We start from the raw sequence: 24,968 nt of genomic DNA on the forward strand, positions 1-24,968 counted from the left end.
TCATGGCCGAAATCCGCGTCCAACATTTGAGAAAGGCCTTCGGCGATTTCGTCGCGGTGCAGGATTCCAGCTTCATCGTCGAGGATGGCGAGTTCTTCGTGATGCTTGGGCCGTCAGGCTGCGGCAAGACGACGACGCTGCGCATGATCGCCGGGCTCGAACTGCCGACCGGCGGCCAGATCCTGCTCGGCGGCGAGGATGTCACCATGCGCCGGGCGCGGGAGCGCGACATTGCCTTCGTGTTCCAGCTGTTCGCGCTCTATCCGCATATGAATGTGCGCAAGAACATCGGCTTCCCGCTGCTGGCGCAAGGCATGCCGTCCGCCGAGATCCGCCAGCGGGTCGAAGAGACGGCCAAGCTTTTGCGCATCGACCACCTGCTCAACAAATCGGTCTCAGGGCTTGCCGGCGGCGACCGCCAGCGGGTCGCGCTCGGCCGTGCCATCGTGCGGCGGCCAAAGTGTTTTCTGATGGACGAGCCGCTCGGCACGCTCGACACCGAATTCCGCGATCTGATGGTGCATGAGCTGCGCGAGCTGCACAACCGCATCCACGCCACCACCGTCTATGTCACGCACGACCAGATGGAAGCGATGTCGATGGCCGACAAGATCGCCGTCATGAACCATGGCGTCATCGAACAGTTCGGCAGCCCGCGCGAAATCTACGACCGCCCGGCAACCATGTTCGTCGCCGACTTCATCGGCTCGCCGCCGATGAATTTCCTGGGCTTCGGTGGCGGGCTGGCGAAGGGGGCGAAGGAAATCGTCGTCCAGGGCGCCAAGGTGGCGGTGCCGGAAGTGCGCGAGGAAATTGCGCCCGCCGACATGGCGCTCGGCATCCGTCCCGAGCACATCCGTTTCGACGATGCGTCGAAACTGCGCGGCGCCATCTACGGCACCGAATATCTCGGCACGACGCAGATCGTGGCGGTGGAGACGGCGGACGGCATCATCAAGGCGCGGGTGCCGGCCGAAATCCGGCTCGCTGCCGGCGATCACGTCGGGCTGACGTTGAACAGCGCGCGGCTGTCGCTGTTCGACAAGGGCTCGGGTCGGGCGGTGCGCACCGCGATCCACGATACCGCCTCTCAAGGGAGAGCGCAGCATGGCTGACGTGCACATCAAGGGCGTGACCAAAAGCTTTGGCGATCATGTCGCCGTCAATGGCCTCGACCTTAACATCGCCGATGGCGAATTCGTCGTGCTGCTCGGCCCGACCGGCGCCGGCAAGACGACGACGCTGAGATTGATCGCCGGACTGGAGCGGCCGGATGGCGGCAGGATCGATATTGGCGGCCACGATGCGACGACGCTGTCGCCGGCCGAGCGCGACACCGCTTTCGTCTTCCAGCAATATTCGCTCTACCCGCATCTGTCAGTCTACGACAACCTCGCCTTCCCGCTGCGCTCGCCGGCGCGGAAAGTACCGGAGGACCAGATTCGCCGCCGCGTCGAAGAGGTGGCAAAGATGGTGCGCATCCACCACAAGCTCGCCAACCGCTCGACCAAACTGTCGGGCGGCGAGATGCAGCGCGTCGCCATCGGCCGAGCGTTGGTGCGCAAACCGTCGATCTATCTGATGGACGAACCGCTGTCGTCGCTGGATGCCAAATTGCGCGCCGATCTCAGGCTCGAACTCAAGCGCATCCAGGCCGAACTCGGCGCCACCATGCTCTATGTCACGCACGACCAGATCGAGGCGATGACCATGGCCGATCGCATCGGGATCCTCAATGACGGCGTGCTGGTGCAGATCGGCACGCCGCGCACAATCTATTCGGAGCCGGCCAACCTTCATGTCGCGGCCCGCCTCGGCCAGCCGGCGATCAACCTGCTGCCGGCCGGGCTGCTGCCTGATGGTGGGGCGCCGACCGGAACCAAGACCATCGGCGCGCGCACCGAGCATCTGTCGATCGAGAAGACCGCAAACGGCCATGCCGACGGCGTCGTCGACTGGGTCGAACATCTCGGGGACCAGAACCATCTGCATGTTACGGTCGGCCCGAAGAAACTGGTGACGCTCACCGACCCCGATACGGATCTGGCCGAGGGCGACAAAGTGGTGATCCGCTACCGCTCGCCGCTGTATTTCGGCGCCGACGGACAAAGGCTGATGTGAAGATTTCGGCGGTCTAGACGCCGGCTTCTGACTGACGATTGCGAATACGGGACGAACTCGATGAAGCACTTTTTCAACCGCAGAGAAACGATCGTCACCGAGGCGCTGGATGGCCTGTTGCGGACCATCGGTTCCGGCGATCTCGCGCGCCTCGACGGTTATCCCGAGATCAAGGTCGTGCTGCGCGCCGACTGGGACAAGGCGAAAGTTGCCGTCGTCTCCGGTGGCGGCGCCGGACACGAACCGTCCCATGCCGGCTTTGTCGGCAAGGGCATGCTGACGGCGGCGGTTTCGGGCGAGATCTTCGCCTCGCCCAGCGTCGAGGCGGTGCTGGCCGCCATCCGCGCGGTGACCGGCCCGGCCGGCTGCCTGCTGATCGTCAAGAACTACACCGGCGACCGGCTCAATTTCGGCCTGGCGGCCGAGAAAGCGCGCGCCGAAGGGTTTCGCGTCGAGATGGCGATCGTCGCCGACGACATCGCCCTGCCGGATATCAACCAGCCGCGCGGCGTCGCCGGCACCTTGTTCGTACATAAGATCGCCGGCCATTTGTCGGAGACCGGTCAGGACCTGGCAGCCGTTGCTACAGCCGCTCGCGTGGCGGCGAAGGACATCATCTCGCTCGGCATGTCGCTGTCGTCCTGCTCGATCCCCGGCCAGCCACATGAAGAGCGGTTCGGCGAAAATGACGGCGAACTCGGCCTCGGCATCCATGGCGAGCCGGGCGTCGAGCGCATCGCCGTGCAGAGCGCCGACAGACTTGTGGCGATCATGGCGGAGCGGCTGGCGGTGCGGCTCGACCCGAACGCCAGCCACGCGTTGCTCATCAACAATCTCGGCTCGGTGCCGCCGCTCGAAATGTTGCTGGTCGCCAATGCCGTGCTGGCCTCGCCGCTGGCCAAGACCGTGAAGCTTGCGATCGGCCCAGGACCGCTGATGACGGCGCTCAACATGAACGGTTTTTCGCTGTCGCTGATCAAGCTCGATGCGGCGCGCGAGGCAGCCTTGCTGGCGCCTGTCGGCCCACATGCCTGGATGCCGGCCAAAACCGTCGTCGCGCCGGCTATCGTGCCTATGGCGAAAGCGGCTGGAAACAGTGCAGCCCAAAGGGCCAGCCAGGATTCCGGCACCAGGCGTTTGATCGTCACGGTCTGCGAACGGCTGATCGCGCTCGAAGAGACACTGAACGGGCTCGACGCCAAGGCGGGCGATGGCGATACCGGTTCGACGGTTGCGACCGGCGCGCGCAGCGTGCTGGAACGGCTCGATGCGCTGCCGCTGGCCGACCCTGCCGCCACGCTTGCGGCTATAGGCGATAGTCTGGGCGTCGCAATGGGCGGCTCCTCAGGCGTCTTGCTGTCGATCTTCTTCACGGCGGCGGCTCAGGCTTCGAACGGCGGAGCAACCCTGTCCAAGGCGCTGCTTGCCGGGCTTGACCGCATGACTTTTTACGGTGGCGCCAAGGTCGGCGACCGCACCATGGTCGATGCCTTGGAGCCGGCGCTGAAGGCGCTCGATGCCAAGGGGCTGGATGCCGCGGCTACAGCGGCACGGCACGGCGCCGAGGCGACCGCTGCCATGGAGAAGGCGAAGGCCGGACGCTCCGCCTATGTTGGCACCAAATTGCAAGGCGTAGTCGACCCTGGCGCCCATGCCGTGGCCGAAGTGTTCGCGGCCGCCGCCGCGCTGCATGCAGCGGCCTGACGGCATGCTTCGATTGTCGAATGAAAACTCTTGCGATACTGCCGGCAGGATCGAAACCGGGAATCTGGACATGGCAGCGTTCGACCTTGCCAGGCTGATCACCGCCGCCGCGGACACGATCGCCGCTCACTCGGAAGAGTTGACCGCGCTCGACCAGGCGATCGGCGACGGTGACCATGGGCTGAACATGAAGCGCGGCTTCGAGGCTGTGCGCGCCGATGCCGGGGCGTTCGCTGCAAAGCCGCTGCCCGAGGCGCTGAAGGCGATCGGCACCAAGCTGGTGATGACGGTCGGCGGCGCGTCCGGGCCGCTGTTCGGCACATTGTTCCTGGCGCTGGGCAAGGAGATTTCAGGAGAGCCGGATCGCCCCAAGCTGACGGCTGCTTTCGGCAAGGCAATCGAGGCGGTGGCCGCCAGAGGCAAATCGCAGGTCGGCCAGAAGACGATGCTCGATGTGCTGTATCCGGTGCATGACGCGCTCGCGAATGGAAAGACAGGCTCGGAAATCGCTGATATTGCCGACGCGGCTGCCGAAGCGACCGTGCCGATGAAGGCAACACGCGGTCGCGCCTCATTCCTCGGCGACCGCTCAATCGGTCATATGGATGCCGGCGGACGCTCTGTGGCGCTGCTGGTGCGGACCGTCGCCGAAACCGTCGAGGGCCAAGCATGAGCAATGTCGGCATCGTCATCGTCTCGCATTCGCCGCTGGTTGCCGAAGGCACGGCCGACATGGTGCGGCAGATGGTGGGCGACGAAGTGCCGCTTGCATGGTGCGGCGGAAACGGCCATGGCGGGCTCGGCACCAGCGTCGAAGCGATCATGGGCGCCATCGACAAGGCGTGGTCGGAGGCGGGCGTCGCCATACTGGTCGATCTCGGCGGCGCCGAGACCAATTCGGAAATGGCGGTGGAAATGATCGGCGAGCCGCGGGCGCAGAAGATCGTCGTCTGCAACGCGCCGATCGTCGAAGGCGCGGTGATGGCTGCGACGGAGGCGTCCGGCGGGGCCTCGCTGAAGGAAGTGGTGGCGACGGCGCATGAATTGTCGCCGTCGTGAGCGAACGGGAATTTTGACCTGATGTCCGCATTTGCCGAGGCCACCGTCCTGATCACCCACGAGGTAGGTCTGCACGCGCGCCCTTCGGTGAAGTTCACCAAGCTTGCCAAGAGCTTTGCCGCCGAGGTGGAGATTGCGCTTGCCGCCAACGGCCCATGGTTCGACGCCAAGAGCATCGTCAAGGTGATGGCGGCCAGGGCGCCGAAAGGCACCATGCTGCACATCCGGGCCACAGGCGACGGCGCCGATGATGCCGTGAGAGCGCTGGCCGAGCTGGTGCGACGCGGTTTCGACGAGGATGCGGGCCATGCCCGAACCGCTTAGGCTGCAAGGCATTTCGGCCTCGGCCGGCTATGCCGAGGGGCCGTTGTTCAACCTCGACAACGGCACCGCGCACTACACGGGCAAGGCGAGCGCTGCGGACGAGAAGGCCGCATTGGAAGCAGCTATCGCCAGCGCGACGGACCGGCTCGCGACCCTGATCGAAACCGCCGATGACGAGGCCGCCGGCATTCTCGAATTCCAGCTCGCCATGCTTGGGGACGAGGCACTGACCGGCCCGGCTTTTGCCGCGATCGCGTCCGGCATGCCGGCTGACATGGCCTGGCGACAGGCGCTGTACGCCGAGATCTCCGGCTACGAAACGTCAGACCAGGACTATTTCCGGGCTCGCGCCGCCGATATCAGCGATATCCGCGACCGCGTGCTGCGCGCCCTTACCGAGGAGCAGGAGAGCGCTCCACCAGCGGGCGCCATTCTCTATGGCGAGGACATCGCGCCGACGCGCTTTCTCGAGACCGACTGGAGCACCGGCGGCGGCATCGCGCTGAGGGCCGGCAGCGCCGCCAGCCACGTCGCCATGCTGGCGCGCTCGCGCGGCGTGCCGATGGTTGTGGGGCTTGGCGCTTCGCCGGCTAATCCCGTCGGTCTGGCTCTGCTCGATGCGGAGCATGGCGGTATCGTGCTTTCGCCGACCACGACCGAGATCGAAGCGTTCCACCGGTCCTCGTCCTCGTTTGTGGCACATCGAGACAAGGCCGGAGTCTATCTCGCGAAACCGGCGGTAACCCGGGCCGGGACGACAGTGCGCGTGCAGGTCAACATCGCCGATCCGTCCGAGGTCGACGGCATCGACATTTCGACCTGCGACGGGGTCGGGCTGATGCGCACCGAATTCCTGTTCGGCAAGGCGCCGCCGGACGAGGAGACGCAATACCAGGCCTATCGCAAGGTGCTGGAATGGGCAGGCGACAAGCCGGTGACCATCCGTACCGTCGACGCCGGCGGCGACAAGCCGGTGCTGGGCTTCACCGTCGAGGAGAGCAACCCGTTCCTCGGGCTGCGTGGCATCAGGCTGTCGCTGGCAAGGCCGGAGGTGTTTCGCGTACAGATCCGGGCGCTGCTGCGCGCGGCGGTGCACGGCAATCTGAAGGTGATGTTTCCGATGATCGCCGTCGCGGAGGAATACCAACGCGCCGCCGCTCTGTTCGTGGAGGAGCAGGCCGGGCTCGCCGCGCGCGGCATCGCGCAAAAAATGCCGCCGCTCGGCATCATGGTCGAGGTGCCTTCGGTGGCGATCGCGCCGGAGGCGTTCGCCGATGTCGCCTTCTTCTCGATCGGTTCGAACGATCTGACCCAATATGTAATGGCGGCTGCCCGCGATAACGCAGCCGTGGCGCATCTTAATTCTGTCCGCCATCCCGCCGTGTTGCGGCTGATCGGCTCGGTTGCCGCTTTTGGCCTGCGCGCGAAAATCCCAGTCAGCCTGTGCGGCGATGCCGGCGGCGATCCGGCATCGATCCCGGCACTGCTCGAGGCCGGCCTGCGGGATCTCTCGGTGGCTCCCGCCCAACTCGCCATGGCCAAGGCGGCCATCTCGGATGCATCGGTCTAGGATGACTGAGATGGCCGACAAGACACCAGAAGCCGGCTCCGAAGAGGCGATCCGCGCCTACAAGACGATCCTGTCGCAGGTCATCGACCAGCGACCGTCGGGTATGCGACAACGCCTTGCCGACGCGCTTGGCAAGCACCGCAGCTTCGTCACCCAGATTTCCAGCGCGGCCTATTCGACCCCGATCCCGTCAAAACATCTGCCGGCTATTTTTTCGGTCTGCCATTTCAGTCCGGCCGAGCGCGATCAGTTTCTGGCTGCCTATCATCTGGCGCATCCCGGCAAGATGTGGGTTGCGGCAGGCATGCGCAAGACCCGGCATGTCTCGCTGATCGTGCCCGATTTCGGCGACGACAAGCAGAATGCAGCGCTCGACAAGGCGATCAATGAATTCATCCAGAAGATCACCAGCATCACCGGCAGGAGTGGCGGCTGATCGTGTTGTGTCGGGAGGACACATGAAGAAGTTTATGAATTCCGTCGACACGGTGCTGACCGAAAGCCTCAACGGCTTCGTTGCAGCTCATGCCGACATGCTGGTGCTGGGCGAGGAGCACAAATTCATTCGCCGCAAGGTGATGAAGCCGGGGAAGGTGGCGCTGATCTCGGGCGGCGGTTCCGGCCACGAGCCGTTGCATGCCGGCTTTGTCGGTCACGGCATGCTGGACGCCGCCTGCCCCGGCCAGGTCTTCACCTCGCCAACGCCGGACCAGATACTGGCGGCGGCCGCCGCCGTCGATACCGGCGCCGGCTGCCTGTTCATCGTCAAGAACTATGAAGGCGACGTGATGAATTTCGACATGGCCGGCGAAATGGCCGACGGCGTCCTGCAGGTGGTGATCAATGATGACGTCGCCGTCGAGAATTCGTCCTTTACGACCGGCCGGCGCGGCGTCGCCGGCACGCTGGTGGTGGAGAAGATCGTCGGCGCCGCCGCCGAGCAAGGCATGGCGCTGGCGGATCTCAAGGCGCTCGGCGGTCGCATCAACAGCGCGACGCGTTCGATGGGCGTGGCGCTGACCAGTTGCACGGTGCCGGCGGCCGGCAGGCCGACCTTCGAGATTGGTGATGGCGAGATGGAATTCGGCGTCGGCATTCATGGCGAGCCCGGCCGGCGTCGCGACACGTTGAAAAGCGCCGATGCGATCGCCGAAGAGATTTGCGCCGCGATCCTGGGCGATCTCGGCGACAGGGCGAAAGGCCCGGCACTGTTGTTCATCAACGGCTTTGGCGGCACGCCGCTGATGGAGCTCTATCTGATGTACAACAGCGCCCGAAACATCTTCGAAAAACAGGGCGTGACGGTGACCCGCTCGCTGGTCGGGTCCTACGTGACATCGCTCGACATGGCCGGCTGCTCGATCACGCTGACCATGCTGGATGACGAGGCAACGTCAATGTGGGACGCGCCGGTGCACACAGCCGCGCTGCGCTGGGGACTGTAACGGAGGGGCCTTGCCCATATCCCGAACAGGCGGCTTATGAACTTGCCTTAGCCTGCGGGACCGGACGGACCGTTACCCGCAGTCACGCCGACAGATTGCCCGCCTGCAGCGCGGCTTGCCTTGCGGCCGACCGCTCCGGCTTCATCCAAACCGAAGCCGTAGAAGTCTTATCGCGGTATCGGCAGCGACGGCCCGGCCACCACGCTGGACAACTTTCCTGCCTTGCGCAGCACGGGCGCTTCATACTTTTTCTTGGCCATTCCAAACACCCTTTTCAGTCCAGTGCAAAAGAATGGACCGAAACCGTGGAAAGTCAATTCATGAGCTGGTTCTGCCACCACACGCTGGCTTCATGCATGCTTTTCTGCAACATACGCTCCTCTGAGTTGGTTGTTTGACGCAATTCCGGACGGGAAACCGCGTTTCCTGGAATTGCTCTTGTGGGCGAACGTCATCCGGGTTTGATGCTGCCATCTCTTGCGCCTGCCGATGAAAAACTGCTGCTGACCTTCGCCGATCCGGAGGCGTCGGCTGCCGTTGGCCGTAACGTTGCTGCCGAAAACTTGCTGGCACTGCTCGCCAATGCCGAGTTCCACGGCGTGTTGCCGATCATGCTGCGCAAGCTCAGGGAGATCGGCGACGCCCAACTGCCGCAAGACGCCGCCTTGCAGCAGAAATTGTCGGAACTGCGCGACCAGTCGACGCTGGCGACCGGCCAGTCGATGCTGCTGCAGTATCATGGCGACCGCATCATGAAGGCATTGGCGGCGAAAGGCGTTCCGGCCCGCATCGTCAAGGGTCCGGTCTTCGCGCGCAAACTTTACCGCCACGCCGCCGACCGGCCGTTCACCGACATCGACATTCTGGTCGCGCCGGCCAGCATCACCGAGGCCAACGCGATAATTGCCGGATGCGGCTTCGAGCTTTGGAGCGGCGATGCGCAGTCGCAGGATCTGCAGGAGTTCAAGTGGCTGGAGAAGGAGAATACCAGCCTGCTGATCGAACTGCACGGCAACCTGGTGCATGATTCCGGCATGCGGCGGCGGCTGTCGCTGGGCTTTCGCGAATTGCAGATCATCGACGGCAGCGAGGCCGACACGCCGGCCGCGCTGCTGACCATCGCCATTGTCCACGCCGCCGGCGGGCACAAGTTCCACCGGCTGCAGCTTTGCGTCGATGTGCTGCAGGGCGTGCGCGCGCTGCGGTCGCCCGCGGATGAAGACCGGCTTTTCGAGGCGGCGCGCATCAGCGGCATCGAGCTCGAACTGGCGACGGTTCTCAATGTGACGGGGCGGCTGTTTGATGCACCGCGCGCGATCGAACTGGCCGACCGCATCAAGCCCGACCTCTCGATATTTTTGGCCAAATGGCTGATCACCGGCGATACGCTGCTCGGCGTCAATTCCAGGGACAAGATGCATTCGCGCCTGCGCCGCGACGCCTTCCGCTGGATCCAGCGCCTCGCCAGGCCAAAGCCGCATTCTGCCTGAAGTGTGCTTTAGTCCCGCGCCGCCAGCGCCGAGCGGATCAGCGGGGCCGCCTCGGCCGGGTTCGCGCCGACTTCCAGGGTAAATGTCGGGACGGCTTTGACCAGCGTTGCGATGGTTGCCATGCGGCGCTTCTGCGCCGGCAAAAGGCCGGTCATGCCGGTCCTGACATTGTCGGTGGCAAGCGCCACCATGGCGTCTGTCCTGGTCATGGGGACGAGCCGGGTTTGCGCGTCCGCCGAGCGGGCGAGATGAAGCAGTGCCGCAACCGGTCTGCCGACGGTCTCCTCGATGCGGATGATCTCGGCGAGACGTTCCAGCGAGACGGCCTGCTCGCCATTGGCGTCCCATTTGTCGCCGAGGCAAGGGGCCACGAAGGGCAGCATTGCCGCCGTGTGGCGGTGGACCTTCACCTTGCGCGGCAAGCCCCAGGCCGTGATGCCGCCGCCGGCCAAAACCTTGAGGATCATGGCGTCATCAGAGCACAGGCCGAAGCCTTGCGACGCCAGCGCCAGCGACGTCGTCGACTTGCCGGTGCCGCTCGGCGCATGGATCAGCACCAGCGCCTCTCGGCCGGGCAATGTCAGGCCGGCGGTGTGCAGCATGTGCTGGTCGCCGGCATCAAGTGCTGCATCCAGCACCATCATCAGCACCGTCCATTTCACCTTGGCATCGGGATGAACTCGTATCTCGGCCCAGCCTCCATCGGCATTGATCGAGACGGTCTGCAGGCCGGGAAAGACCAGATGAACGGTGCCGCCACCGTCGATCAGCCGGCAACGGCCGTCCTCCGGCACGTCGCCGTCGAAAGCGAGTTTTCCGGCAGGCGATTCCTCTAACTCCCGCGTCTCGACGATATCGATGCGGAAACCCGGCTCGGCCGGCCCGCTCACGCGCAACGTGCCGAGCATGAGGTCGAAGCTCGGCCAGAGATCGGCCCGCGACGCCGATATGCTGATGACCTGGCCCTGGAGATCGTAGCAGAAGGTGGTCGCCGAACCGGTCAAGCAGCGTGCGCCTTTCCGGCATCGGCGTGATGGCGATAGATCTGGACCATGCCGGGGAGGCTGTCCGAGACCACCGGGCGGCCATCGAGACAGACCCAGCAATGGGCAGACATACGCGGCGCCTGCATCGACTTCGGATCGACGCCGAAGCGCAGATCCGGATCGAAGCCGGCAAAGCGCAGGAAGCGGTGGGCGAGCAGGCCCTCGCGCAGGCATCTGCGGTCGCGCATCAGCCAGGGGTGCCGGACGGTGCGGTTGACGGCAGCGACGATGTAGGCTGACGACAGGCCGCGATAAGGGGTGGGTGCGCTGAGCGGCGCCCATTTCAGCACCGATTCGAAGCTGCGGCGGCCGATCAGGGTCGGCATCAGCCGCGCGCTTGCCCATAAATGGACACGAAACAAAGCGCGCAGGAGAACGCCGTCCACCATCAGGGAGCCGGGTCGGCGAGAATGCCTTCGCTCACCAGTTCGGCGGCCAGCGCCGCCATGTCCTGGTCGAGCGTGCCCTTGTCGACCTCGAACTCGTCAGACAACAGGACGACGATCTGGTCAAGGCTGCGGGCGCCGTCCACCTTGTCGAGAAAGGCTTCGGTGGTGCCGTTGCAGGTGTAAAGCTGGCCGCTGCGCGCCAAGAGCACGACGGCGCCATCGCCGACATGCTGGACCGAGGCGTCGTCCGCCAGCCGCAGAACCATTTCAGAACCGATTTGGGCCATGGAGCCCCTCCACCATTTTCCTGGAGAGCAGATAGCGCGGCGATGCGGGTCTGTCCATTGCGCGGACGAGAGGGAGAACAAGCCGGCCTGACCGTTCTGTGGCATCCGGCAACGCCACCATCCTCACGACACAGGCAACCGAAGCCTAATGGAGACATCCAATTTCAGATTGTGGTAACTTCCACATCATTCAGAGCCTGAGAACGGGGAAGCACCCCAGAAATAGTGGTGATTGCGGCTGGGAATCACCGCCGCAAACGGTCAAGCCAGCTATCTCGCAGGGTCAAGGTGTTGCTTTTCTTACCTAAAGTAAGCTATGGAGTCGCGGGGTTTTGGGAGAGCATTGGGTATGCGTTACAACTGGGAGCGGGCGCCGACCGCGTTCGAACGTCATCGAAAAGCGTTGGCAGCCGCCATATTGATTGCGGGTGGCGTCGGGCTGATGCTGGCGGCCTTGCCGCTTTAAGACTGATATCCGACACGAACGCCCTGCTTTCTCCGGGCGCATGAGCTTTTTCTGCCTGCCACAAGACGGGCCGCGGCTTAGCGTGCATGGCCGGTTACGGCGATGAAGCGGCGGTCGCGTCCTTCGAAGCCCTGGCTGAAGCGCTGCACCAGCACCGCCACTACCGCCGGCCTGCCGGGCGGGGTGTATTCGTAGGATTCCGACAGGCTGTAGGAAGTCGGGCAGTTGCGCGGGCCCGGCACGGCTTTGTCCTCGTGCAGCACCTTGAACGGCTTGCCGTCCTGCCCCTGCAGCGACAGGCGGAAGCCGCGCGCCTTGCCCGTCTTGTCGCCTTGAAGTGTCTTTTCGCCCTGAAGTGTCTTGTCGCTCGGAAGAACCTGGTCGCTTGGCTTGGCGTCATCAAAGCTTGCCGAGCAGTCCGTCTTGCTGTCGGCCAAAATCTCATCGAGCTGGATGGTCGAAATCTGTGTTTCGCCATAGAACGGCGACAGCCATTTCTGCGCGGCCTGCTCGAGGCGGGAAATGTCGTTGTACTCGACCGTGTCGTCCGGGAAGGTGAACCTGTCGGAGGCCGTGCGCGTGCCGCGCTCGGCGATGCCGTATTTGGCCAAGATTGGCGCGGCCTGCTTTGCGGCCTGCGCCCGTGCCTGCTCCACCGTCGTGGTCGCCTCTTCCGATTCGTCGAGGACAAGGATCGGCTTGCCGCCGACGAACTCGTCTGTGCTTGTGTCGATGATGTCGATCTGCGACCAGCCGGAAACGGCAGCGTCGAGCTCGCCATATTGCTCGAAGGCGAAATATTTGCCGTCGGGGGAAAAGCCGATGATGCGCCGCGCGGCGGCATCGCCGGCCTGGGCGGCGAAAACGATCGTCAACAGCAGCGCTGCTCCAACGGCAGATCCAACCCCGTATCGTACCGTCATTGCGCGCCCTGCCCCGATTTCAAACCCGGCCATGGTGCCTGCAATTTATGGCCAAGGCGAGATCGGCCAAGCGCCAAATTTCGGGAAAGACATGGCATTTGGGGAAAGACGTGGCCGGGAAAACCCGCATAGGCTATTGCAAGATAGAGAGTTTTCCCGAGGAGGGATGAATGGCGTCACGCTACCACGAGGTCTATGACGGCTGGAAACGCGACCCGGAACAATTCTGGGCCGATGCGGCCGAGGCGATCGACTGGTATTCGCCGTGGACCAGCGTCTTCGATGCCAAGGCCGGCGTTTACGGGCGCTGGTTCAACGGCGCCAGCTGCAACACCTGCTTCAACGCTCTCGATCGCCATGTCGCAGGCGGCCGCGCCGACCAGATCGCACTTATCTACGACAGCGCGATCACCGGCACGGTCAAGAAATTCACCTATGCCGAATTGAAGCGCGAAGTGGTAGCGCTGACTTCGGTGCTCAAGAACCGCGGCATTCGCAAAGGCGACCGCGTCATCATCTACATGCCGATGGTGGCCGAAGCGGCGGTCGCGATGCTTGCCTGTGCCCGCATCGGCGCGGTGCATTCGGTGGTGTTCGGCGGCTTTGCCTCGCACGAGCTCGCCACCCGCATCGACGACGCCAAGCCGAAGCTGGTCATCTCCGCGTCCTGCGGCCTGGAGCCTGGACGTGTCGTGGCCTACAAGCCGCTGCTCGACAAGGCGATCGAAATGTCCCGCCACAAGCCGGACGCCTGCCTGATCCTGCAGCGCGACCAGCTGCGCTGCGATCTGAGGGAGCATTACGATATCGATTTTGCCGACGCCGTTGCCCGCGAGCGCGCCGCGGGCGCCAACGTCGATTGCGTTCCGGTGCTCGCCACCGACCCGCTCTACATCATCTACACCTCCGGCACGACCGGCCAGCCTAAGGGCATCGTGCGCGACAATGGCGGCCACATGGTCGCGCTCAAATGGACGATGGAAAACGAATTCGGCGTCAGACCGGGCGAAGTGTTCTGGGCGGCCTCCGATGTCGGCTGGGTGGTCGGCCATTCCTACATCGTTTACGGACCGCTGCTGCATGGTGCGACAAGCGTGCTGTTCGAGGGCAAGCCGATCGGCACACCCGACGCCGGCACCTATTGGCGGGTGATCGCCGAACACGGCGTGGTCGCGCTGTTCACCGCGCCGACAGCCTTCCGCGCCATCAAGGGGCAGGACCCCAAGGGCGAATTCGTGCCGAACTACGATCTGTCGAAATTCCGCACTCTGTTCCTGGCCGGCGAACGCGCAGACCCGGAAACCATCAAATGGGCGGAGCAGAAACTCAACGTGCCGGTGGTCGATCATTGGTGGCAGACCGAGACCGGCTCGCCGATGACCATCAACCCGGCGGGCCTCGGCCTGCTGCCGGTGAAATACGGCTCGCCCGGCGTGCCGATGCCGGGCTACGACATTCGCGTGCTCGACGATGCCGGCCATGAAGTGCCGCGCGGCACACTTGGCAATGTGGTGGTGAAACTGCCGCTGCCGGCCGGCTGCCTGCCGACGCTGTGGAATGCCGACGAGCGTTTCCGGCAAGCCTATCTCGAGGAATTTCCCGGCTTCTACAAGACGGCCGATGCCGGCATGATCGACGAGGACGGCTACCTCTATGTCATGGCGCGCACAGACGACATCATCAATGTCGCCGGACACCGGCTGTCGACCGGGGCCATGGAGGAGGTGCTTTCAGCGCATCCCGATGTTGCCGAATGCGCCGTCATCGGCGTCGCCGATGTGATGAAGGGCCAAGTTCCGCTCGGCTTCGTCGTGCTCAATGCCGGTGTGTCGCGCGATACTGCTGCTATCGAAGGCGAAGTGGTGGGGCTGGTGCGCGAACGGATCGGCCCGGTCGCCGCCTTCAAGACGGTGGTGACGATCAAGCGCCTGCCCAAGACGCGCTCCGGCAAGATCCTGCGCGGCACCATGCAGAAGATCGCCGACAAGGAAGAATGGACGATGCCGGCGACCATCGACGATCCCGCCATTCTTGACGAGATCACCGCGGCGCTCAAAGCCCGCGGCATCGGGGTCTGACGGCCCCAGTGGCGTTGTTTCAGCGGTCCAGACCTCCCCGGCCGGCGCCGCGCGAGCGCCTGGAAATGGATATGGACGACACCGTCGTCTACGCGATCGGCGACGTGCATGGCTGCTACAAGGAATTGCTGTCGCTGGAGCAGAAGATCCAGCTCGACGCGCTGCAATTTCGCGGCCGCAAGATTATCGTCATGCTCGGCGACTATATCGATCGCGGGCCGCAATCGGCTCGCGTGCTAGACCATGTCTTGGCGCTACCGCCAACAGGGTTCCTGCGCGTCTGCCTGGCGGGAAACCACGAAGTGGCGATGCTGAACTATCTCGACGGATATCTGTCGCGGGACCGCTGGCTGGCGGTCGGCGGCCGCGAGACGCTGTTTTCCTATGGCGTCGATCCGGCGCGGCTTGCCAGCCTCTATGCCTCGAGCGACGAGGTCGACCGGCGCGTGAAGGAAGTCATTCCGGCCAGCCATATCGACTTTCTGCGCAGCCTGCCGGTGCTGCTCTGTTCGGATAAATTCGTTTTCGTCCATGCCGGCATCAGGCCGGGTATCGACCTGGTCGCACAGGATGAGCAGGACCTGCTCAACATCCGCGACGAGTTCTTCAACGCCGCCCATCTGCTCGACCGCTTTGTGGTGCATGGGCACACGCCGGTCGATATCCCCAGGCTTGACGGGCGAAGGCTCGGCATCGACACCGGCGCCTTTCAAAGCGGCCGGCTGACAGCGCTCAGGATCGCGGGTAAATTCGGCAAGCTGATCTTTTCCTGACCTGCCGTGCTTCTTCGTTTGAGCGTGATCCCTTCCGAAAACCGGATCCGCTTTTCCGGGTCACGCTCCTTTTCAGGATCGCGCTCCGTTCAGGCGGCGGTCTTGGCCCGCACGTCCGATTTCTCCAGATAGTAGGTCGAATAGCGGTCGAAGAACTTTTCCGAGCCGCCGAGCGAGCCGTATTTCGGCAGCTTCTTCAGATCGACCTTGTTGAGCACGGCGCCGACGACCTTGCTTGCGACGTAGGGTTCCTGCTCCAGCAGCGAGCGCACCATGGCGCGCGGCGTGCGGCCCCATTCGGCAACCAGCACGAAGCCGTCGACCAGCGGCGCAAACGCCTTGGCGTCGACCACGGGGCCGAGCGGCGGCAGGTCGACGATGATGTACTCGAACGTCTCCTTGGCGTTGTCGATGAAGCGCCGCATGCCGGCCGACGACAGCAGCTCGCTGGTATGCGAGAACTGCCCACGCAGCACGGCCGGGATGATCGCCAGCTTGGTCTGGCGGTCGACTTTGCCGACCGACTGCCAGGTCTGGCCGTTGACCACGGCCTCCATCAGCCCCTGCTCGGCCTCCATGCCGAGGTTGCGGCTGAGGCCAGGATTGCGCAGATCGGCGTCGATCAAAAGCGTCTTCGAGCCGTTGGCGGCCAGCAATCCGGCGAGATTGGCGGCGACCGTAGACTTGCCCTCGCCGGGCAGGACCGAGACCACGCCTATGACCCGGCTGCCTTGCCCTTCCATGACGACGTCGAAGGCGATCTTGGCGTTGCGCAGCGTTTCGGAGAACATCGATGCCGGCGCATCGACGCTGACCCGCATGCGCGCCCGTTTCTCGGCCGCCGACAATGTGTTGGCGCCTTTGGCATCCGCCGCACCGCCGTCGGCGTCCTTGCCGAGCCTGCCGCCGATCATCGGCAAATAGCCGAGGAATTTGAGGCCGACGCGATCGCGAATGTCCTCGCCGGTCCTGAAGAAGCGCTCGTTGAACTCATTCAGGCCACCGAAGCCGGCGCCAAGCAGCACGCCAAGCACCAGCGACAGCGCCAGCACCCTGGAGGTGCGCGGGCTTGAGGCGGAAAGCGGCGTTGAGGCATCCGAGATGATGCGGACCTTGCCGACCGGGAAGGATTGCTGCTGCGAGGCCTCCTCGTAGCGGCTAAGGAAGGTCTGGTAGAGCGTGGTCAGCGCCTGCGCCTGCTGGTCGAGTTCGCGCAATTTGACCTGGCTCTGGTTGTCGATGGAGCTCTTGCCGGCCGCGTCGGCGATCTTCTGCCTCAGTGAGGTCTCGCGTGAAAGCGCGACTTCATATTCATTGCGATAGCTTTCGGTCAGTTGCTTCAACTCGCCGAAAATCTGGGTCGACAGGTCGGCCTTTTCCTTGGCCAGCGCCACCGCCTGCGGATGGTCGGCGCCGAAATTGGCCGTCACGTCCTGCAGCCGCTTGGCGACTGTGAGATAGCGGGTCTTGAGCGTTGCAATGACCGAGCTTGCCGGCTGATCGCTTGAGATGGCGGAATCGTTGAAGGCATTGTCCGAGCCGCTTTCGACGATGGTCTTGTATTGCTGATAGCGGGCGCTGGCGCGCGCCGTATCGGCCTGCGCGACGATCAGTTGCGCGGTGAGATCGGCAATCTGCTTGTCGCTGATCAGCTGGCCGTCGCTGTTGGCGGCCAGACCATGCTCGGCCCTGAATTTCTCGACCGCCATAGCGGCCGCCTGTGAGTTCTGACGAAGCTCGGTCAGCCGGCCCTGCAGCCAGACCGCAGCGCGTTCGGTGGCGTCGAAACTGGCGTTGAGCTGGTCGGCGAGATAGGCGTCGGCATAGGCCTTGGTGATGGCGGTGGCGAGCGCCGGATTGGTCGACTGGTAACCGATGGCGAGCACATAGGAGCGGCCGTTGCGCTGCGCCAGCACCTCGCTCTGCAGCTTCAGCACGGCATAGTCGTGGCGCGCCGTCTGCATCATGGCCTGGCGTGTCGCCTCATCGACGTTTTCCATGCCGGGAATCTGCTCGGCGGAACTTGAGCGGAAATAGCCGATCACGCTGCGCACGAAGCCGATGCCCTTGACCAGCGCCGATTGCGGCGGGTTCATGAACTCTGCGTTCTGGTCGAGTTTCAGCTTGTCGACCACCACCGAGGCCAGCCGCGCCGAGGTGATGATTTCGATCTGGCTGAGCAGGGCGGCGTCGGTCTGCATGGTGACGGATGCAGCCGAGATGTCGTCGATGACCTTGTTCAGGCCTTCGTCGATCAGCACGCTGGCGACCGACATGTATTGCTTGGGCGTGGTCTGCAGATAGAGCAACCCCAGGAACAGGCCGATGATGGCGCAGACCGCCACCACCTTGACCTGACGCGCCGCCATGCCAAGCAGGCGCTCGACGTCGATGAAGTCTTCACCCTTTTCCTGATCGGGGTTGGGCAATGGCATCCTCTTGTCGAGAGGAAAGCTGGCATAATTCATCTTCGATCCAATTCTAGGTTACAGGCGCCGGAGCGAGACGGGTCAGGTCCCACCTCGTCCGAAGCTGCGGAGATCGGGGGCAAGATATGCAACGCAAGCTTCATGCCATCCGGCGCCGGGCCTGAGCGGCCAGGCGTGCAGGCATGAGCCGCGCCATCGTCCAAACGCATATGCCCTCGAAAGATGGGCATTATGCGGCCACTTCCTGACGCTCATGCGACCGCACGAACGCCTGCAGCATTTCCAGCACAGGTCCCTTCATGTCGTCGCGCGCCAGCGCGAAGGCGATGGTCGCCTCTATGAAGCCTTCCTTGGAGCCGCAGTCGAACATGCGGCCATTGAAAGGCTGGGCAAAGAAAGACTGGCTTTTCGCCAGCCGCACCATGGCATCGGTAAGCTGGATTTCGTTGCCGGCGCCGCGCTGCTGGTTGCCCAGCAGCGAGAAGATCTCGGGCTGCAGGATGTAGCGGCCGTTGATGTAATAGTTCGACGGCGCATTGGCCGGCGCCGGCTTTTCGACCATGGCCGTCACCTCGAAGCCGCTGCCTGTCTCGGCGCCGCGCCCGACGATGCCGTATTTGCTGGTCTCGCTGGGATCACAGCGCTCGACGGCGATCACATTGCCGCCGGTCTGCTGATAGAGATCGACTGTTTCAGCCAGGCAACCTCGGCGACCGAACGACACCATATCGGGGAGCAGCAGGGCGAAGGGCTCGTCGCCGATGACTTCGCGTGCGCACCACACCGCATGGCCGAGACCATGTGGCGACTGCTGGCGGATGAAGCTGGTGGCGCCGGCCACGGGCAGCATGCTTTCGAGCGCCTCCAGCTGGGTCTTCTTGCCGGTTTGTTCGAGCGTTCCAATCAGTTCGGGGTGCAGGTCGAAGTAGTCCTCGATGACAGCCTTGTTGCGGCCGGTGACGAACACGATGTGCTCGATGCCGGCTTCGAAGGCCTCGTCCACCGCATATTGGACGACCGGCCGGTCGACCACGGGCAGCATCTCCTTCGGAATCGACTTGGTTGCCGGCAGGAACCGTGTTCCAAGCCCCGCCACAGGGATGACTGCCTTCCTGATTTTCTTCATCGCAAATTCCTTCTGAGCAGATCGATTTCAGCCTGTTGCAGGCCACGAACAAACGTCTTCATGTACTCGCCCTCCTTACCTCTCCGCGCCGACGGCAAACTGCGCCGCCACCCTTTTGAGGCGGACGGCGATCGGCATCGACATGTGCCTGACAGCCGCCGGATCACTTAGCGCGGTGCGTATCGCTTTCAACGGCGAACGCGCCTTGATGTGCTGGACCAGCGACAGGAACGATGCCGCCTTGCGCAGGCTGCGGGCGCGTTTGGCGAAGGCGGCCGCAGCAGCAGCGTCCATGGAATTGGTCTCGGCGAAGACCGCGTCGGCCTTGCGCATCGCCTCGATATGGTGAAGCTCGAGCACGCGCGAGATCGAGCCCGTGCGGATGTGGTAGATATAGCCGGTCGTCGGCTCGACGACGCATTTTCCGCTCTTGGCCAGCGCGTTGGCGAGCAGGATGTAATCCTCGCCTATGCTCAGACTTTCATCATAGCGAAGCCCGTTTTCGATCAGGAAACGGCGCTGGAAGATCGGCTTGAGATAGCCAAGGTTGAACGTGGATTCGAAAACGATGTTGCCAGCGATGTAGTCGGCGAGCGTGATTTCACGCAGGCCCTCCAGATATTTGGCGGGAAACATCGTCGCTTCGGCAATGCCGTCCTCGCGCACCACCTGGAGGTTGTCGACGGCGATTACAGCGCCCGCACTTTCGGCTCGCGCGATCATGGCGGCGAGCCGCCCGGGCAGGACGGCATCGTCGGAATCGAGCACCGCGACCCAGCGGCCTGTGGCGAGGTCGAGGCCGGCATTCCTGGCGCCGCCAGGGCCACGATTTGCCGGCAGCGCAACCACTTTGACGACATCTTTTGGATAGGCTCTTGCGACGTCGAGCGTGTTGTCGCGCGACTGGTCATCGGCGACGATGATTTCGACGCTGACATCGCGCTGGGCCATGGCGCTTGCGATCGCCCGGTCGAGCGTGGCCGCGGCATTGTGGGCTGCGATGACAAAGGAGACGTCAGGCTGCACGCTTGGCTCCTTGCTGCGGGGAAGACAGTCCGTATTGGCGAATTTCGCTGATACCGACCAGGCCGCTGACGACGCCGACATGCATGATGCCGCGCAGCACGCTGCGGTTGCGGCGGACCGGGCTAATCGCAGTCAACGCCGCCATGCCGAAGCAATAGGCGGCCTTGGCCGAGGCGAGGCCGACCTCCTTCGCCCGACGGACTGCGCCCGCATTGTGGCCAACAAGGTGGCCATGCGTCTGACCGAAGCGGAAGCGGCGGCGGCGCAGCCAGTCGAAAGCGGCTCGCGAACGCGGCACGACTTCCTCGACCAACGCCTCCGGTGCAAAGGCGATTCGACCGCCTGCCTTGACCATGCGGTCGAAGAATTCGGTGTCTTCGCCGCCGCTCTGGCCGCGCGCCAGGCTGAAACGACGGTCGCGCAAGCTGTCGGCGCTCATCCTCAAAAGGACGTTGCAGGTGTAGCCGGTGCGGATTTCGCCCTGCACCCAGACCGGCAAGGTCGAATGGAAATCGCCCTTGCGCATCCAGTCCGGCGCATCCGGGCGGTAGAGCGCCCGCACCGGACCGAGCACGGCCTCGGCGCCGCTTGTCTCCGCGATAGCAATCAGTTCGGCCAGCCATTGCCGGGAAGCGGTTTCATCGTCGTCGATGAAGGCGAGAAAATCGGCCGTGCTGGCATCAAGACAGGCGTTGCGGGCGACCGAGATGTTGCGCGCCGGGGCGTGCCGGTAGCGGACCAGGAGCTTCAATTCGCTCGCCAGCGCGGTCACCAGCGGCTCGGCGGTCGGCTCGTCGTCATTGTCGGCGACGATGACGCCGATGCCGAAACCGGCAGGCATATCCATGGCAGCGAGCGACCGCAGCGTGTCGGCCAGTTCCGGCCGCCGGAACGTGCAGACGCAGATGTCGATTCGGCGGCTGTCGGCGACCATCATGCCACCCCGCGCTGCGATCGCGAGCCGAGCAGTTGCAGCCAAAACCCGAGCGACCAGCCGAAATGCATGACCATCGCCGAAATGCCCGCCAGCACATTGTTGGGATTGCGCTGGCTGATGGCGGTCACAGCGCCGTAGCCCAGACAGACCGAAGCCCAGACCAGCAGCGGCACCGCCGCCAGCCAGTGGATAAAGGAAAATACCGCGAGAAGGACGACCGGCGCCACCAGCAGCGGGATCATCTGCCGAACTTTCGGGATCATGCGGTGCTTGAGCACATTCTTGGCGCGGCCGCGGCCATAGCCGAGATATTGGAAATACAGGCCCTTCAGCGACGAACGCGGATAGTAGACCATCTGCGTCTTGCCGCTCATCCAGATCCGGTAGCCTGCCCGGCGCAGGCGGTAGTCGAGTTCGGCATCCTCATTGTGGCTGAAGGTCTCGTCATAGCCGCCGACCGCGGTGAAGGCCGAGATCCGGATCAGCGCGTGATGGCCATGGTCCACCCATTCGCCGGCCGAGAAGTGCCGATGCTTGGAGCCGCCGGTGCCGAGCTTGGAATTCTGCGCCGCCGCGACCGCTTTCTGCACCGCGCCGCTGCCGCTGGTCAGCATCGAGACGACGACCGAATCGGCTGAAGTGGCGAGCGCCTCCTCGACCAGCCGGTCGCAATAATCGGCGGGATAGCCGCCATGGGCATCGATGCGGATCAGGTATTCGGCGCCGTCACCGAGGCTGGCGACGGCGAGATTGATCGCCGCGCTCTGGATACGTTTTGGGTTGTGCAGGAGGACGACCTGAGGGTCCTTGGCCGCAACCGCTTCGACAATGGCCAAAGTACCATCGGTGCTGCCGCCATCGGCAACGACGATGCGGGCGCCGAGCCTTAGCGCTGCCGGCCTGAGCTGCTCGAGCAACGCGCCGATATGGGCTGCCTCATTCAGGCACGGAATGACGATCAGGCTTGGCGGCAGCGCTTCGGTTTGCGTCATCGGCGCCTTTCCATGAACTGCACTTTTGTCATTGGTCATCCTTCAGGCCAGTGCCTCGGTGGCGAACGAACCAGGGGCAACCGCAAGGCCGCGCAGCCTGTCGACAAAGGCGCGGCAGTCGCTGCGGTCGTAACTCCAGGTTCGTGGGTTGCGGGCCAGCACACGCGCCTTGGCCTTGCCGAAGTGCTCCTGGTCCATGCGGCCGAGCGCGGTTTCCAGGATTTCGGGCGTGGCAGCAGAAAGCAGGATGCCAATGTCCTGCTGGTTGAGAAAGCGCCCCGTCTCGGTAGTGCCCATCGAGATCGGTACGGCGCCGAAGCGGCAGCCCTCATAGAGGCGGTTGGGCAGCAACCATTCCGAATTCTGCCCTTCCTCGAAGAAATCGATCGCCCAAGAAAAATGCACTTCGCCGTAGATCGCGGCCATGTCTTCCGGGTTGCGGTAGGGGCCACGAAAGGAGAGATAGGGTTCGGCCTCGACAAAAGCATGGAAATCCGGGAATTCCGAGAGTGCCGGACGGCCCCGGAGGACGACCTCGAAGCGCCCGCCCTGACGGCGCGTGAAGTCGGCCAGCAGCTCCAGCGAGCGGCGGCAGCGCAGCGCGCCGAACCAGCCGATGCGCCACGGGGGTGCTGCAGGGTTTTCGGCCTTTGACCTGTCATCCAAGGCGATCGGCGCGGTTTCGAAGTATTTGTTTTCGACCAGTTCCACCGGTGCGGCGACCTGCCCGAACGGCTTGAAATAATTGGCGATGAAGGCCGGTGAGCTCGTCACCAGAAGCTTCACGTCGCGGGCGAGATAACGCTCCGCTGTGCGCAGTGCTTTGCCCAGCATGTCATTGCGCAGCACCAGGCGATGGATGTCGAGGCATTCGTAGACGATCGGCACGCCGCCGCGAAAGGCGGCCTTGGCGCGCCTGGCCAGCGCCAGCATTTCCAGATTGCGCGCGATGATGAGGTCGGGCTTCGGCATCGCCGCAAGCTTCGAGCCTATCGACAGCGCCGCCTTGGCGACCGCCGCCAGACGCTGGCCGAATCGGCCGTCACGCGTCGCGCCGAGGTCGACCGGCTGCAGCCCCTCGACGTCGGGAACAGCATTTGTGGTCCGACGGAAGCCGGCCAACGTGACCCGCGCGCCGCCTGCCTTGAGCATTATGATCCGCCGGCGCACGGCCGGGTCGGAAACATCGTGCACAAGGTACAAGACATGCAGCATGAAAACTCGACCGCTGTTGGCCCACCCACGGGAATGCTAACCCAGCTTTTGCTGCATCGCAACATTTTTGGTGCGCCGTAGCATAAGTGCACGTTTTTTGTTGCACTGCAAAATTGATGCGTTACCCTTCGTCGGGCTTGAGCGCCGCTCTGACTGGTCACCCAGCCCGATGCAGCGATGAATTGTGACGCGAGCCGCATCGGGATCGTCCTGGCGTTGGTGTTTTCGGTCACCATGCCCGTCCTAGGCACCGCAGGCCCCGCCGCGGAATCTGCTGACGAAATGAGGTATCCCATGAAGATCGTCGTTGAAAACACAGTCTGCCTGAATACCGGGGATGCGGCGATTCTGCTGGCGATCCGCCACATTCTCAAGACGATCGTGCAAGGCGACGTGCGGTTTGCCGTCTTCGACAGCCAGCCCGAGGTTGCGGAACGACTCTATCCGAAGACGGATTATCCCGACCTCGAATTTCATAAGCTGCTGTCGGAATCCCTGTTCCGATACAAGAATGGCAGCGGGCTGAGGGACCGGTTCAAGCCGATCTACAATCGGCTCGTTCTCCAGGCCCTGCGCTGGTTTGGCAGCAGCGCGCTAGGCAATTTTTTCAGCCATCGCGACCGGCGCGGTCTCGATATCTACGCCGACGCGGACATGGTGGTCACCACAGGGGGAACCTATCTCGTCGAGAACTACAATCTCGAACGACGCCTCAATCAGTTCAGGCTCGATGCCGTATTTGGCAAGGATCCGGTCTTCTTCACGCAATCCCTCGGTCCGTTCGACAAAAGTTACAACCGCCAGGAGCTCGGCCCGATCTTTGACCGCAGTCCGCTCATCCTGTTGCGCGACGAACGGTCGCGGACCCATATCCGGGACTTGGTGAAGGATCTCGGCAAGTGCCACGTGGTGGCCGATGCCGTATTCGCCTTGGCCGATACCGACAGGATCGGCAAGCGTCTCGCTTCCAGCCAGCCGCCGGCGTCGACGGGCCGCGTCGCTATTTCGGTCCGCCACTGGAACTACGTCAGCGACGGTGAGGGCGGCATGCGCCGCTATCTGGATTCGGTCCGCGAGATCGCCACAATTCTTGTCAGGGACCTTGGCAAGGAGGTGACCTTCGTCTCCACGTGTCAGGGTGTGCCGGAATATGCCCATGACGATTCCAAGACCGCGCAGGCCATCGTTGCCGAGCTCGATCCTGAGATCGCCAGCCACGTGACGGTGGACGCTTCGTTCCACACGCCGGACCAGTTGATGGCGCTGGTGAAGGGCTTCGACTTCGTCGTCGCGACGCGCATGCATATGATGATCATGTCGCTTTGCGTCGGCACGCCGGTGCTGCCGATCGCCTACGAGTTCAAAACCAAGGAAGTGGCCAAGCGAATCGGTGTCGACGATGTGCTGCTCGACATCGACACCGTGACGCCCGAAGAGGCGCGCGAAAAGCTCGGCCGGTTTGCGGGAAATCTCGACCGCTATCGCAAGACAAGCCTTCAGGCCGTGCTCGAAGAACATGCTTCGGCAATGTCGGCCACAAACCTGCTGGCGCCGCTGATCGCCGGCCG

At 63.7% G+C, this 24,968-nt stretch carries 22 protein-coding genes and 1 pseudogene; 13 read left to right on the forward strand and 10 right to left on the reverse strand.

Annotated features, from left to right (window positions below; translation table 11 throughout):
* Positions 1-2 precede the first annotated feature (2 nt).
* The 10 genes from NKI10_RS05300 (at position 3) to NKI10_RS05345 (ending at position 9,713) form a co-directional block, all read left to right on the forward strand.
* On the forward strand, positions 3-1,115 hold the full coding sequence (locus NKI10_RS05300; protein WP_352858993.1) for an ABC transporter ATP-binding protein: 1,113 nt from the start codon (positions 3-5) through the stop codon (positions 1,113-1,115).
* A complete protein-coding gene (locus NKI10_RS05305) occupies positions 1,108-2,121 on the forward strand; it encodes an ABC transporter ATP-binding protein (protein WP_352738814.1) in 1,014 nt (337 codons plus the stop codon). Before NKI10_RS05300 ends, NKI10_RS05305 begins: the two co-directional genes overlap by 8 nt.
* A gap of 60 nt (positions 2,122-2,181) precedes the next feature.
* Entirely contained in the window at positions 2,182-3,825 is a 1,644-nt protein-coding gene (locus NKI10_RS05310) for a dihydroxyacetone kinase subunit DhaK (protein WP_352858994.1), read from the forward strand.
* 70 nt (positions 3,826-3,895) lie between these two features.
* Positions 3,896-4,498, forward strand: a complete 603-nt coding sequence (dhaL, locus tag NKI10_RS05315; protein WP_023732533.1) for a dihydroxyacetone kinase subunit DhaL — start codon at positions 3,896-3,898, stop codon at positions 4,496-4,498.
* Positions 4,495-4,884, forward strand: coding sequence for a dihydroxyacetone kinase phosphoryl donor subunit DhaM (gene dhaM / locus NKI10_RS05320; protein WP_023690004.1), 390 nt, complete (start codon positions 4,495-4,497; stop codon positions 4,882-4,884). Before dhaL ends, dhaM begins: the two co-directional genes overlap by 4 nt.
* Before the next feature lie 21 nt (positions 4,885-4,905).
* Positions 4,906-5,208 (forward strand): HPr family phosphocarrier protein, encoded by a 303-nt coding sequence (locus NKI10_RS05325; RefSeq protein ID WP_023684207.1) that lies wholly within the window; start codon positions 4,906-4,908, stop codon positions 5,206-5,208.
* Positions 5,192-6,778 (forward strand): phosphoenolpyruvate--protein phosphotransferase, encoded by a 1,587-nt coding sequence (gene ptsP, locus NKI10_RS05330; protein ID WP_352858996.1) that lies wholly within the window; start codon positions 5,192-5,194, stop codon positions 6,776-6,778. The genes NKI10_RS05325 and ptsP overlap by 17 nt, the downstream gene beginning before the upstream one ends.
* A gap of 10 nt (positions 6,779-6,788) precedes the next feature.
* On the forward strand, positions 6,789-7,214 hold the full coding sequence (locus tag NKI10_RS05335; protein ID WP_352858998.1) for a hypothetical protein: 426 nt from the start codon (positions 6,789-6,791) through the stop codon (positions 7,212-7,214).
* 22 nt (positions 7,215-7,236) lie between these two features.
* The gene (gene dhaK / locus NKI10_RS05340; protein WP_352859000.1) at positions 7,237-8,223 is read left to right on the forward strand and encodes a dihydroxyacetone kinase subunit DhaK; all 987 of its coding nucleotides are present in this window, start codon (positions 7,237-7,239) and stop codon (positions 8,221-8,223) included.
* Between the two features lie 464 nt (positions 8,224-8,687).
* On the forward strand, positions 8,688-9,713 hold the full coding sequence (locus tag NKI10_RS05345) for a nucleotidyltransferase family protein (RefSeq protein ID WP_352859002.1): 1,026 nt from the start codon (positions 8,688-8,690) through the stop codon (positions 9,711-9,713).
* Between the two features lie 8 nt (positions 9,714-9,721).
* On the opposite strand, the gene NKI10_RS05350 is transcribed toward NKI10_RS05345, so the two are convergent.
* From NKI10_RS05350 to NKI10_RS05365, 4 genes are all read right to left on the reverse strand, one after another.
* Positions 9,722-10,717 (reverse strand): serine kinase, encoded by a 996-nt coding sequence (locus NKI10_RS05350; RefSeq protein WP_352859004.1) that lies wholly within the window; start codon positions 10,715-10,717, stop codon positions 9,722-9,724.
* Positions 10,714-11,148 carry a lasso peptide biosynthesis B2 protein gene (locus tag NKI10_RS05355; RefSeq protein WP_023668789.1) on the reverse strand — a complete coding sequence of 145 codons (435 nt, stop codon included), beginning with the start codon at positions 11,146-11,148 and terminating at the stop codon, positions 10,714-10,716. The genes NKI10_RS05350 and NKI10_RS05355 overlap by 4 nt, the downstream gene beginning before the upstream one ends.
* Positions 11,148-11,435 carry a PqqD family protein gene (locus NKI10_RS05360; RefSeq protein WP_023684213.1) on the reverse strand — a complete coding sequence of 96 codons (288 nt, stop codon included), beginning with the start codon at positions 11,433-11,435 and terminating at the stop codon, positions 11,148-11,150. Before NKI10_RS05360 ends, NKI10_RS05355 begins: the two co-directional genes overlap by 1 nt.
* A gap of 543 nt (positions 11,436-11,978) precedes the next feature.
* Complete coding sequence (locus tag NKI10_RS05365) at positions 11,979-12,776, reverse strand: DUF2259 domain-containing protein (protein ID WP_352859006.1); 798 nt, start codon at positions 12,774-12,776, stop codon at positions 11,979-11,981.
* Between the two features lie 218 nt (positions 12,777-12,994).
* Here NKI10_RS05365 and NKI10_RS05370 point away from each other — a divergent pair, with 218 nt between their 5' ends.
* Complete coding sequence (locus NKI10_RS05370) at positions 12,995-14,902, forward strand: propionyl-CoA synthetase (protein WP_352859008.1); 1,908 nt, start codon at positions 12,995-12,997, stop codon at positions 14,900-14,902.
* 71 nt (positions 14,903-14,973) lie between these two features.
* Positions 14,974-15,675 carry a metallophosphoesterase family protein gene (locus NKI10_RS05375; RefSeq protein WP_352461817.1) on the forward strand — a complete coding sequence of 234 codons (702 nt, stop codon included), beginning with the start codon at positions 14,974-14,976 and terminating at the stop codon, positions 15,673-15,675.
* 89 nt (positions 15,676-15,764) lie between these two features.
* Here NKI10_RS05375 and NKI10_RS05380 read toward each other — a convergent pair whose 3' ends face one another.
* The 6 genes from NKI10_RS05380 to NKI10_RS05405 all read right to left on the reverse strand — a co-directional run bounded on the left by NKI10_RS05380 (position 15,765) and on the right by NKI10_RS05405 (position 23,400).
* Positions 15,765-18,143, reverse strand: a complete 2,379-nt coding sequence (locus tag NKI10_RS05380; RefSeq protein ID WP_352859010.1) for a polysaccharide biosynthesis tyrosine autokinase — start codon at positions 18,141-18,143, stop codon at positions 15,765-15,767.
* Between the two features lie 190 nt (positions 18,144-18,333).
* On the reverse strand, positions 18,334-19,230 hold the full coding sequence (gene galU / locus NKI10_RS05385; RefSeq protein ID WP_023668795.1) for a UTP--glucose-1-phosphate uridylyltransferase GalU: 897 nt from the start codon (positions 19,228-19,230) through the stop codon (positions 18,334-18,336).
* A 75-nt stretch (positions 19,231-19,305) separates the two neighbouring features.
* A complete protein-coding gene (locus NKI10_RS05390) occupies positions 19,306-20,256 on the reverse strand; it encodes a glycosyltransferase family 2 protein (protein WP_023668796.1) in 951 nt (316 codons plus the stop codon).
* Positions 20,246-21,190 carry a glycosyltransferase family 2 protein gene (locus NKI10_RS05395; protein ID WP_198022454.1) on the reverse strand — a complete coding sequence of 315 codons (945 nt, stop codon included), beginning with the start codon at positions 21,188-21,190 and terminating at the stop codon, positions 20,246-20,248. The genes NKI10_RS05390 and NKI10_RS05395 overlap by 11 nt, the downstream gene beginning before the upstream one ends.
* Positions 21,190-22,185: a glycosyltransferase family 2 protein gene (locus tag NKI10_RS05400; RefSeq protein WP_023711254.1), complete on the reverse strand. Its 996-nt coding sequence runs from the start codon at positions 22,183-22,185 to the stop codon at positions 21,190-21,192. Before NKI10_RS05400 ends, NKI10_RS05395 begins: the two co-directional genes overlap by 1 nt.
* Before the next feature lie 42 nt (positions 22,186-22,227).
* Positions 22,228-23,400, reverse strand: coding sequence for a glycosyltransferase (locus tag NKI10_RS05405; protein WP_023689991.1), 1,173 nt, complete (start codon positions 23,398-23,400; stop codon positions 22,228-22,230).
* A gap of 294 nt (positions 23,401-23,694) precedes the next feature.
* Between NKI10_RS05405 and NKI10_RS05410 the strand changes: the two are divergent.
* Positions 23,695-24,744 (forward strand): annotated as a pseudogene (locus NKI10_RS05410) (polysaccharide pyruvyl transferase family protein); the annotation flags it as partial.
* Between the last annotated feature and the right edge of the window lie 224 nt (positions 24,745-24,968).

The sequence above is a fragment of the Mesorhizobium sp. M0802 genome, from assembly GCF_040320115.1.
Classification (GTDB): Bacteria; Pseudomonadota; Alphaproteobacteria; order Rhizobiales; family Rhizobiaceae; genus Mesorhizobium.

Coding starts and splice junctions, on each gene's coding strand:
- NKI10_RS05325 (WP_023684207.1), top strand. CDS start 4,906: ATGTCCGCATTTGCCGAGGCCACCGTCCTGATCACCCACGAGGTAGGT.
- NKI10_RS05405 (WP_023689991.1), bottom strand. CDS start 23,400: ATGCTGCATGTCTTGTACCTTGTGCACGATGTTTCCGACCCGGCCGTG.
- NKI10_RS05300 (WP_352858993.1), top strand. CDS start 3: ATGGCCGAAATCCGCGTCCAACATTTGAGAAAGGCCTTCGGCGATTTC.
- NKI10_RS05380 (WP_352859010.1), bottom strand. CDS start 18,143: ATGAATTATGCCAGCTTTCCTCTCGACAAGAGGATGCCATTGCCCAAC.
- NKI10_RS05310 (WP_352858994.1), top strand. CDS start 2,182: ATGAAGCACTTTTTCAACCGCAGAGAAACGATCGTCACCGAGGCGCTG.
- NKI10_RS05400 (WP_023711254.1), bottom strand. CDS start 22,185: ATGACGCAAACCGAAGCGCTGCCGCCAAGCCTGATCGTCATTCCGTGC.
- dhaL (WP_023732533.1), top strand. CDS start 3,896: ATGGCAGCGTTCGACCTTGCCAGGCTGATCACCGCCGCCGCGGACACG.
- galU (WP_023668795.1), bottom strand. CDS start 19,230: ATGAAGAAAATCAGGAAGGCAGTCATCCCTGTGGCGGGGCTTGGAACA.
- NKI10_RS05355 (WP_023668789.1), bottom strand. CDS start 11,148: ATGGTGGACGGCGTTCTCCTGCGCGCTTTGTTTCGTGTCCATTTATGG.
- dhaM (WP_023690004.1), top strand. CDS start 4,495: ATGAGCAATGTCGGCATCGTCATCGTCTCGCATTCGCCGCTGGTTGCC.
- NKI10_RS05305 (WP_352738814.1), top strand. CDS start 1,108: ATGGCTGACGTGCACATCAAGGGCGTGACCAAAAGCTTTGGCGATCAT.
- NKI10_RS05370 (WP_352859008.1), top strand. CDS start 12,995: ATGGCGTCACGCTACCACGAGGTCTATGACGGCTGGAAACGCGACCCG.
- NKI10_RS05375 (WP_352461817.1), top strand. CDS start 14,974: ATGGACGACACCGTCGTCTACGCGATCGGCGACGTGCATGGCTGCTAC.
- NKI10_RS05360 (WP_023684213.1), bottom strand. CDS start 11,435: ATGGCCCAAATCGGTTCTGAAATGGTTCTGCGGCTGGCGGACGACGCC.
- NKI10_RS05335 (WP_352858998.1), top strand. CDS start 6,789: ATGGCCGACAAGACACCAGAAGCCGGCTCCGAAGAGGCGATCCGCGCC.
- NKI10_RS05345 (WP_352859002.1), top strand. CDS start 8,688: ATGCTGCCATCTCTTGCGCCTGCCGATGAAAAACTGCTGCTGACCTTC.
- NKI10_RS05395 (WP_198022454.1), bottom strand. CDS start 21,190: ATGGTCGCCGACAGCCGCCGAATCGACATCTGCGTCTGCACGTTCCGG.
- ptsP (WP_352858996.1), top strand. CDS start 5,192: ATGCCCGAACCGCTTAGGCTGCAAGGCATTTCGGCCTCGGCCGGCTAT.
- dhaK (WP_352859000.1), top strand. CDS start 7,237: ATGAAGAAGTTTATGAATTCCGTCGACACGGTGCTGACCGAAAGCCTC.